The following is a 9,198-nucleotide window of genomic DNA, read 5'->3' on the forward strand; positions in this document are numbered from 1 at the left end:
GTCCGCCACGAGCTGCGCACGCCGGACGTCGCCGTCGTGACCGTACGGCCCGACCAGCCGTACCCCTTCCTCGCGGGCCAGTACACGACCCTTGAGACCCCCTGGTGGCCGCGCGTGTGGCGGCACTATTCCTTTTCCGCCGCGCCCCGCCCGGACGGGCTGCTCTCCTTCCACGTGAAGGCCGTGCCCGCCGGCTGGGTGTCCGGAGCCCTCGTCCACCGCGCCCGCCCGGGCGATGTCCTGCGGCTCGGTCCCCCCGCCGGTTCCATGATTGTGGACCACAGCACTGACAACGGCCTGCTGTGCCTCGGCGGCGGCACCGGCATCGCCCCGATCAAGGCCCTGGTGGAGGACGTCGCCGAGCACGGCCGCTGCCGCCCCGTCGAGGTCTTCTACGGCGCGCGGCACGCCGGCGACCTCTACGACATCGACACCATGCTGCAGCTGCAGCGGGCCCACAACTGGCTGTCCGTGCGGCCGGTCGTCTCCGACGGGCCCACCCGCGGCCTGAGCGGCGAACTCCCGGCCATCGTGCGCCAGTACGGGCCCTGGCCCGCCTACGACGCCTACCTGTCCGGCCCGCCCGGGATGATCCGCAGCGGTGTGGACACGCTGGTGGGCATCGGCATCCCGTCCCACCGCATACGCCACGACGAGATCGGCGGCCTCATGGCCGCGGCACCGGGCTGACGACCGCAACGCGGAGGGCTCACCCCAGGTCGTCCGCCAGCAGCGCCCGTACGCCCTCGATGTTCGCGTCGAGGTAGGCGCGCAGCGACGGGGGCACCAGCTCCACCGAGGCGATCCCCGCCCGGGTGAAGGGGATCCGCACCACCTCGTACGTCCCGCGCGGCTCGTCCACCTCGGGGCCGTGGCGCAGCGAGAGGTCCATGGAGGCGAGCCTGCAGACGAAGAAGTGCTGCACCTTGACGCCGTGGGCGGCGTGGTGGAGGGAGTGCGCGACGGTGTCGACGAAGGCGGGGACGACGTCGACGACCTTGGCGCCCAGCTCCTCGTCGACCTCCCGGTGGAGCGCGGCGACGACCGTGGTGTCCTCCGGCTCCATGCCGCCCCCGGGGGTGATCCAGTACGGCGCCTGGCCGGGCTTGGTGCGCTTGATCAGGATCATCTCCAGGGCCGCGTGGGGGCCGGGATCCCCGCCGCTGTCGAGGAGGATGGCGCGGGCGGTGCGCTTGACCACTGGACGTTCGGTCATAGGGGACATCTGCCGCGTACGGCGGCCGGTGAAACCCCTGACGGCAACCCTTTCTCACCAGGAGACGGCAGCGCGCAGCAGCCACTCGTGTGCCCGGGCGAGGTGCGGGTGGGCCAGTGTTCCGGTCCGTACGACGAGGAAGTAGGTGCGCAGCGGGGGGACGGGCGGATCGAGGAGGGCGACGAGTTCGCCCGTGTCGAGCGCGTCCGCGCACAGGTAGCGGGGCAGCACGCCGATCCCGGCGCCTGCGACGACGCAGGCGAGGACGGCCCGCAGGTCGGGGACGACGACGCCGGCGGAGGCGACGGGCCGGGCGTCGAAGACGGCCGCCCAGTAGCGGGTGACGAGCGGCAGCGTCTCGTGGACCTCGACCACGGGCAGGTGCGCAAGGGCCCCGACGCCCTTGTCGCGCACGACGGCCGGCCCGCCCAGCCGCGCGGCCCAGCGCGGCGCCGCCACGAGGACGTGCTCCTCGTCGCAGAGCGGGGTGGCGGTCAGCAGCCGGCCGCGCGGGCGCGACGTGGTGATCGCGAGGTCGTGGTGCCCGGCGGCCAGGCTCTCGAAGAGCTCGTCGGAGGTGCCGTGGGCGGCGCGCACGGCCAGCCCCTGCGCGATGAGGGGGGTGAGCGCGGGGAGTGCGCGCAGGGCGGTGAACTCGGGGGGACCGGGGAGGTGGAGGGTGCGGTTCGCTGCCCCCTCCACCTCGCCGATGCCCGCCTCGGTGATCTCCAGGAGCGCGTCGACGTGCGGTGCGACCTTGTGGGCCAGCTCCTCGCCGGTGGTGGTGGGACGCACGCCCCGGGCCAGGCGGAGGAAGAGGGGGCGGCCCAACTGCGTCTCCAGCGTGCGGATCTGGCTGGTGACGGCGGGCTGGGAGAGGCCTAGGAGAGCGGCGGCGCGTGTGAAGGACCCGGCCCGGTGCACCGTGACGAACGTGCGTAACAGGGCCAGATCCATGCCGTCTCCCCTGACTCGGTGCTCCCGGTCGTAGGGGAACTATAAATAAGTCGATAGGGCGGTGTCGCCGGCGTGATTGGACACTGACGCAGAGTCAACTAGCCTTTACCAGGTGGTCATTCGTGCGGGGGTCGCGCGTCCGGCCACGACGGCTCGAGTCAAGAGGGGGGAGACTCGAGCCGTCCTCCTGAGCGGGCGCTGTCGCGCGCGGCGGCAGGGTCCGAAGGCGTACGGTCCGAGCCGTCAACGGGCGTCCGCGGGCGTACGGCCCTGAGCCGTACGGTCCGAGGCCGCTTCGTCCAGGGCCCTGAGCACGTCCCCGACGAGATCGTCGGTGTCCTCGACGCCCACCGAGAAGCGGATGAAACCCTCCGGCACGGCGTCGCCGCCCCACCGCCCGCGCCGCTCGGCGGTCGACCGCACGCCGCCGAAGCTGGTCGCTTCGTCGACGAGTCGCAAGGCGGTCAGGAAGCGTTCGGCGTGCGCCCGGCCGGGCAGGACGAACGAGACCACGCACCCGAAGCGGCCGCCGCGCATCTGCCGCAGGGCGAGCGCGTGAGCGGGGTCGGTGGGCAGCCCGGGGTGGCGCAGGCCGGTCACCTCGGGCCGGTCGTGCAGGGCCTCGGCGAGCGCGAGCGCGGTGGCCGCCTGCCGGTCCACGCGCAGCTGCAGCGTCGCCAGGGAGCGGTGCGCCAGCCAGGCCTCCATGGGGCCGGGGATCGCGCCGGCGACCTTGCGCCAGTCCCGGACGGCCGCGGTCAGCCGCGGGTCGCGTGCGGCCACGTATCCCAGGAGCAGGTCCCCGTGGCCGGTGAGGGCCTTGGTGCCGCTGGCCACGGAGAAGTCGGCGCCCAGTTCGAGGGGGCGCTGGCCGAGCGGGGTGGGGAGGGTGTTGTCGACGGCGACGAGCGCGCCGCGGCGGTGGGCGGCGCCGGCGAGGCGGCGGATGTCGCACACGTCGAGGCCCGGGTTGGAGGGCGTTTCGAGCCACAGCAGCCGCGCCCCGTCCAGGACGGCGAGCTGCGCGTCCCCGGCGGTCGGGGCGGTGCGCACGGCGACGCCGAACGCCTCCAGGCGCTCGCGCAGCGCGGGCAGCAGCTGGTAGCCGTCCGAGGGCAGGACCGCCGTGTCGCCGGGCCGCAGCTGCGAGAAGAGCACGGCGGAGACCGCGGCCATCCCGGAGGGGAAGACGACCGCCTCCGTGTCCGTGACCGCCTCCGTGTCCGTCACTGTCTCCGTGACCGCCTCCCCGTCCGCCTCCGTGCCCGGCTCCGCCGCCGGGCCGGGACCGCCGGGGGCCTCCAGCGCGGCGATGGCGCTCTCCAGGGCGGTCCAGGTGGGGTTGGCCTCGCGGCCGTACGTGTACGGGCCGGAGACCTCGCCCGGGAGGTGGTAGTGGGCGGCGAAGGCCGGGCCGGGGAGCGCGGGCTCGTTCGCCCGCGGCTCCGGCAGGCCCGCCCGTACGGCCCGGGTGCCGTCACCCGTCATCGGCTGCTCCTTCGTCCTCGTCCGGCCTCGTCTGTCCTCATCCGGTCTCTGCCCTCTGCGCCGGTTTCGTCATGTCCTCCGGCCGGCGCCGGCTCAGTCCTTCTCGTCCGGCAGGATCACGTGCATCGCCCAGGCCACGATCGCGATGATCACGCCGCCGACCAGGGCGTTCCAGAACCCGTCGACGTGGAAGGCGAGCCCCAGCTCCTTGGCGATCCACGAGGTCAGCAGCAGCATCAACGCGTTGATCACGAGCGTGATCAGGCCGAGGGTGAGGATGAACAGCGGGAAGGACAGCAGCTTCACCACCGGCTTGACGATGAAGTTGACCACGCCGAAGACGAGCGCGACGAGGATCAGCGTGAGCACCTTGCGCACGGTGTTCTCACCGGAGAGCGTGATGCCCTTGAGCAGCCAGATGGCGACCGCCAGGGCCGCCGCGTTGGCGATCGTCTTGACTACGAAATTCTTCATGGTGAGATCGTTGCAGACGCGCCGGCCCGGCGCGGATCAGCACAGTCGGCGGTCGGCGCACGCACCGGCCGCGGACGGGGAGCGGCAAGAGGTGGACGGTAGATGAAGGCCTTCCGGCTGGATGAACTGGAGGGTGAGCGCCTCGCGAACGACGGTGCGTACCTGCAGTTCCTGCGCGAGCGCAACATGTCGGTCGGGCTGTACGCGCTCGACGCCGGGCAGATGGACCCGCAGACCCCGCACGCCCAGGACGAGGTGTACGTGGTGATGAGCGGCCGCGCGTCGATCACCGTGGGGGAGGAGACGACGCACGTCGGGCGGGGGAGCGTGGTGTACGTGCCGGCCGGGGTGACCCATCGCTTCCACCACATCACCGAGCCCCTGAGGGTTCTGGTGGTCTTCTCTCCCCCTGAGAGCTGAGGGTTCGCCCCGGAAACCCGTAGGGGGACGCTCAGGGGTCGACGGGGGCTGCGGAGGCCCCGTCCGGGCCCCTGCCCGCCCTAGCATCGAAGCAAGGCCGGAGCAGTCGGGCTCCGGAACCACGAAGCGGAAGCAAGGGGACGAACGACATGGCGGAGAAGGGGATTTTTGCGGGACTGCCCTGGTGGGTGAAGTGGATCGCCGTGCCGGCGCTCGTCCTCGTGGTGTTCGGCAGCCTGATCATGACCGTGCTGGGCTTCGTCATAGCGCTGGTGTTCAAGGCCCTGCTGCTCGTCGCGCTCATCGGCGGGCTGATCTTCGTCGTCAAGAAGTTCACGTCGTCGTCCTCGTCGAAGAGCGACTGGTAGCCGCCCGGCGGCCGACCGTCCGACCGTCCGGGCGCCCGGGTGTCCGGACGCGTCGGCATGCGACACCGTCGAAGAGGATCGAAGAGGGTCGGCACGGGCCCGCCCGAGGCCGCCCCGGGAGCCGCCCCCGAGACCGTTCCAAGAGCCGTCCTTCCGGTCGCCGCCCGGACCGGTGTTGACGGCTCTGGCAATTTCTCTGCCCTGAATCCCCCGGAACGACTCCGCCCCGTAGTCGAGTCGCTACGCTCCAGAGTCATAGAGCTCGTAAGCTCAGTCTCGATCTCTATCGGTAGCTGAAGAATCACTCCTGGTGATCTATGGATGCCGTCGAGCGGCGGCTACATGGCGCGAGGAGCCAATCCCGGCCAAAACGACGAATACGGGGCATTGGGCGATGCGTGAAACGGTTCAGGCAGAAGTGATCATGACCTTCCTCGTCTCCGAGGAGCTGTCCTTCCGGATCCCGGTGGGTCTGGACTACGACAGCAGTGATCCCTATGCAGTGAAGTTCACCTTCCACCTTCCCGGCGACGCGCCCGTGACCTGGGCGTTCGCACGGGAGCTGCTGCTCGACGGGCTCAGTCAGCCGTCCGGCGAGGGCGATGTGCACATCGCCCCCGCCTCCGCCGAGCACCTTTCGGACGTCTTCATCCGGCTGCAAGTGGGCTCCGAAGGGGCCCTGTTCCGGGCCGGCGCGGCGCCCCTCGTGGCGTTCCTCGACCGGACCGACCGCATCGCCCCGCTCGGCGAGGAGCGGTCGGTCGCCGACTTCGACTACGACCTCGCCGCAGCGCTCGACAACATCCTCGCCGGCAACACCGAGGGGCAGAACGCCGGTTAGCGGCCCGGTGTGCCTCCGCCGGCACCGCCCTCGTCCCGGACCGGCACCCGCTCGGCGCGCGGGGGCGCGCCCTTCGGCGCCGTCCCGGCCCCCAGCGCCTCTGAGCTGCCCTTTTCCCCCGGTCCGTCCGCCGCGCCCGCCGCTCCTGCCGTACCCAGGGCGGAGAGCAGCTGCCGCGCCAGGCCCAGGCCCGTACCGCCCATCGTCAGCGCCTTCGCAAACATCTCGGACATCCCGTCGGCCCCGTTGAGCAGCACCATGTGGTCAACGTTTCCGAAGGCTTCAGCCCCCGCACGTACGATCTCGGGCCAGTTTTCGGCCAGTTGCTGCGCGACCACAGCCTCCTGGTTCTCCGCCAGGGCCGCCGCCCGTGCCTTGATCGCCTCCGCCTCCGCCAGGCCGTGCGCCTTCGCGGTCTCGGCCTCGGCCAGCCCCTTCGCCCGGGCGGCGGCCGCTTCGGCCTCACCCGTCGCCCGGGTCGCGTCCGCCGCCGCGGCACCGCGCGCCTTGGTGGCCTCGGCCTCCGCGCCGGCGGCCGCCTTCACGCGCGTCGCCTCGGCGGCCGCGGCCAGCTCCGTCTCCCGGGCCTTCGCCTGGGCGGCGGAGATACGGGCGTCGCGCTCCGCCTCCGCCAGGGTGCGCTTCTCGTAGGCCGCTGCGTCCGCGGGCTTGCGCACATCCGCCTGGAGCTGCTGCTCCCGGCGGTGCGCCGCCAGCTCGGCCACCCTCGTCTCCTGGACCACGACCTCCTGCTGGGCCGCGGCCTCCGCCAGCGGCCCCGCCTGCCGCGCCTTCGCCGCCGCGCTGTCCCGCTCGGCCTGATAGCCGGCCTGCAGGATCTCGGAGTCGCGCTGGGCCTGCGCCATCCGGGCCGCGGCCTGCTGCTCCGCCTCCGTGGCCAGCCGGTCGGCCTCGGCCTGAGCGATCCGGGCGTCCCGCTGCACCGCCGCGGCGTGCGGCGCGGACAGGTTCTTGATGTAGCCCGTGGGGTCCTGGATCTCATGGATCTGCAGGGAGTCGATGATCAGCCCGAGCTTCTCCATCTCGGTGCCGGAGGCGGCGCGGGTCTCGCCCGTCAGCCGCTCCCGGTCGCGGATCATGTCCTCCACGGTGAGACCGCCGACGATCGACCGCAGGTGGCCCGCGAAGACGTTGTGCACCCGCTCGCCCATGAACTTCTGCTGGTCGAGGAAGCGGCGGGCGGCGTTGGCGATCGACACGAAGTCGTCGCCCACCTTGAATATGACCACACCGTGGACCTTGAGGGGGATGCCCTGCTTGGTCACACAATCCACATGGAGATCCGCCTCGTTGAGGTCGAGCGACAGCTTCCGGACCACCTGGACCCCGGGCAGCACGAAGGTTCCCCGCCCCGTGACGATCCGGAACCCCATCCCCTCCTCCAGGCCCTCGGTCCGGTGCTTGGAACCGGAGATGACGAGTGCCTCGTTGGGCTCGGCAACCCGCCACATCAGTTTGAACAGCCCGACCACGACGGCCACAGCGACGAGGACGGCCCCCGCCACGACGCCGATGAGCATGCGTCCAGCCCCCCTTATGAGCCCCGGGACGGGGCCCGAACTCGAAAGTGTGCTCCCACGCGAGCCGGCGGTGAAGGCCCGGACCCCGCTTGGCACGGTCCTGATACGAGAGAGGTGCCCGGGTGTGACACGCACGGGCGTGACACGGCAGGGGCGTGACACGGCACGGTCATGGGCCCGGTGCAGCGCCCCCCTTCACCGGTAGGCCCTTCACCCGTAGACAGAGGCCACATAGACCGTGCGCGGCGGCTGATACTCCATGATCACCACGACCGTTCCGCGCTCGATCCGCTCGCCCGGCTCCGCCGCGTAGGCGAGGAAGGCCTCCGCCCCGCCGCGGACCCGCACCATCACCTCGCCGACCAGCCCCGGCCCGACCGTGCCCGTCACCCTGCCCTGCTCCCCGACCACGTAACGGCTCTCCCCCCTGTGCGATCGCCCGCCCCGGCCTCCGCGGTCACTTGGCGCGGCGGCGCCTGCCCCCCTTCGACCTGCCGCGCCCGCCGGCCCGCGCGCCGGCACCCGGGCCGGTGCCCCGGCGGGCACCCCTCCCCGTACTCGCATTGTGCCGGTCGGCACTGACAACGAGGGCCGCCAGCAAGGTCGTCACCGGCACCGAGGCCACCAGCCCGATGCTGCCGACGAGCGTCCGGACGATCTCCTCGGCCACGATCTCGCTGGTCGCGACCGTCCCGACCCCGCTGTCGGCGATCGAGAACAGCAGCAGGAGCGGCAGCGAGGCGCCCGCGTACGCCAGCACGAGCGTGTTCACGACCGATGCGATGTGGTCCCGGCCGATGCGCATGGCGGCCCCGTAGAGCTTGCGCCAACTCGCGGTCGGGTCGGCGTCCTTCAGCTCCCACACCGCGGAGGTCTGCGTCACCGTCACGTCGTCGAGCACGCCGAGCGAACCGATGATGATCCCCGCGAGCAGCAGGCCGCGGATCTCGATCTCCGGGTAGAGGCTGTGCACGAGGCCGGTCTGGTCGTCGGTGTTGCCCGTCAGATGGGCCCATCCGGTGAACAGCGAGCCGAGCAGGCCGATGAGCAGCAGCGAGGTGAGCGTTCCGAGCACGGCCACGGACGTCCGGGCGGTCAGGCCGTGGCACATGTAGAGCGCGATCAGCATGATCGCGCTGCCGCCGATGACGGCGACCACCAGCGGATCGGAGCCCTGCAGGATCGCCGGGAGGATGAACAGCGTGAGCACCCCGAAGCTGATCATCAGGGCGACCAGCGCGAAGACCCCGCGCAGCCGGCCGACGACCACGACGGCCAGGGCGAACACCGCCGCGAGTATCGCCATGGGCAGCGTCCGGTCCACGTCGGTGACCGAGTACTGCAGGTTCTTCGGCGCCTTGGGGGCGTACGCGAGGACGACGTCCTGGCCGACCGTGTAGCGCCGGGAGGCGCTGGGCTGGACGAGCTCGGTGAACGTCCGGCCCTTGTCGGGGCCCGAGGTGACCTCGATCTCCGACTTCTCGCAGGGGCCCTTCGCCTGCGGCGGTCCGCCCGGCCCGCCGGTGCCGCCCTGCGCCTCCGGCGGGGGCTGCTGCGGCTGCGTGCCCGTCTTCGCGCAGTCGACCTCCTCGATCTTCACGACGCGGCCCGACTCCGTCTTCTGGTCGAGGCCGAGGCCGGAGTGCTCGTGCGGCGGCGCGCCGCCGGGCCACAGCACGACCAGGCCGGTGAGCACCGCGGCGGCGAAGGGGATGAGGATCGCGCCGATCACCTTGCGCAGGTGGGCGGAGACGGGGGTGGCGGGGCCGTGACTGTGGCTGTGGCCATGACCGTGCGCGTGGGCATGGCCGTGTGCGTGGCCGTGTGCGTGGCCGTGGCCCTGCGCCGGCGGGGGCGGGTGCTCGTGCGCGGCCGGGGCGCCGGGCTCGTGGG

11 protein-coding genes are annotated in these 9,198 nt (G+C 72.2%); 4 read left to right on the forward strand and 7 right to left on the reverse strand.

The window, feature by feature from the left end; all coding sequences use genetic code 11:
• On the forward strand, positions 1–690 hold a 690-nt coding region (locus tag ACSNOH_RS30830), incomplete at its 5' end, for an FAD-binding oxidoreductase (protein WP_436724745.1).
• 19 nt (positions 691–709) lie between these two features.
• On the opposite strand, the gene ACSNOH_RS30835 is transcribed toward ACSNOH_RS30830, so the two are convergent.
• The 4 genes from ACSNOH_RS30835 to ACSNOH_RS30850 all read right to left on the reverse strand — a co-directional run bounded on the left by ACSNOH_RS30835 (position 710) and on the right by ACSNOH_RS30850 (position 4,135).
• Positions 710–1,216 carry an NUDIX hydrolase gene (locus tag ACSNOH_RS30835; protein ID WP_436724746.1) on the reverse strand — a complete coding sequence of 169 codons (507 nt, stop codon included), beginning with the start codon at positions 1,214–1,216 and terminating at the stop codon, positions 710–712.
• Between the two features lie 54 nt (positions 1,217–1,270).
• The gene (locus ACSNOH_RS30840; protein WP_436724747.1) at positions 1,271–2,173 is read right to left on the reverse strand and encodes a LysR family transcriptional regulator; all 903 of its coding nucleotides are present in this window, start codon (positions 2,171–2,173) and stop codon (positions 1,271–1,273) included.
• Between the two features lie 243 nt (positions 2,174–2,416).
• Positions 2,417–3,661, reverse strand: a complete 1,245-nt coding sequence (locus ACSNOH_RS30845; protein WP_436724748.1) for a cystathionine gamma-lyase — start codon at positions 3,659–3,661, stop codon at positions 2,417–2,419.
• A 93-nt stretch (positions 3,662–3,754) separates the two neighbouring features.
• Positions 3,755–4,135, reverse strand: a complete 381-nt coding sequence (locus tag ACSNOH_RS30850; RefSeq protein WP_436724749.1) for a phage holin family protein — start codon at positions 4,133–4,135, stop codon at positions 3,755–3,757.
• Positions 4,136–4,237: 102 nt separating this feature from the next.
• Between ACSNOH_RS30850 and ACSNOH_RS30855 the strand changes: the two genes are divergently transcribed.
• The 3 genes from ACSNOH_RS30855 (at position 4,238) to ACSNOH_RS30865 (ending at position 5,764) form a co-directional block, all read left to right on the forward strand.
• The gene (locus ACSNOH_RS30855; RefSeq protein WP_436724750.1) at positions 4,238–4,555 is read left to right on the forward strand and encodes a cupin domain-containing protein; all 318 of its coding nucleotides are present in this window, start codon (positions 4,238–4,240) and stop codon (positions 4,553–4,555) included.
• A 149-nt stretch (positions 4,556–4,704) separates the two neighbouring features.
• Positions 4,705–4,923 carry a DUF5326 family protein gene (locus ACSNOH_RS30860; RefSeq protein ID WP_436724751.1) on the forward strand — a complete coding sequence of 73 codons (219 nt, stop codon included), beginning with the start codon at positions 4,705–4,707 and terminating at the stop codon, positions 4,921–4,923.
• Between the two features lie 394 nt (positions 4,924–5,317).
• Positions 5,318–5,764: an SsgA family sporulation/cell division regulator gene (locus ACSNOH_RS30865; RefSeq protein WP_030366799.1), complete on the forward strand. Its 447-nt coding sequence runs from the start codon at positions 5,318–5,320 to the stop codon at positions 5,762–5,764.
• On the opposite strand, the gene ACSNOH_RS30870 is transcribed toward ACSNOH_RS30865, so the two are convergent.
• The 3 genes from ACSNOH_RS30870 to ACSNOH_RS30880 all read right to left on the reverse strand — a co-directional run.
• Positions 5,761–7,305, reverse strand: a complete 1,545-nt coding sequence (locus ACSNOH_RS30870) for an SPFH domain-containing protein (RefSeq protein WP_436724752.1) — start codon at positions 7,303–7,305, stop codon at positions 5,761–5,763. The genes ACSNOH_RS30865 and ACSNOH_RS30870 overlap by 4 nt on opposite strands.
• Before the next feature lie 210 nt (positions 7,306–7,515).
• On the reverse strand, positions 7,516–7,716 hold the full coding sequence (locus ACSNOH_RS30875) for a hypothetical protein (RefSeq protein ID WP_436724753.1): 201 nt from the start codon (positions 7,714–7,716) through the stop codon (positions 7,516–7,518).
• A 46-nt stretch (positions 7,717–7,762) separates the two neighbouring features.
• Positions 7,763–9,198: YibE/F family protein (locus ACSNOH_RS30880; RefSeq protein WP_436724754.1), on the reverse strand; the 1,436-nt coding region annotated here is incomplete at its 5' end.

This window comes from Streptomyces sp. URMC 127 (genome assembly GCF_051386535.1).
GTDB lineage: Bacteria > Actinomycetota > Actinomycetes > Streptomycetales > Streptomycetaceae > Streptomyces.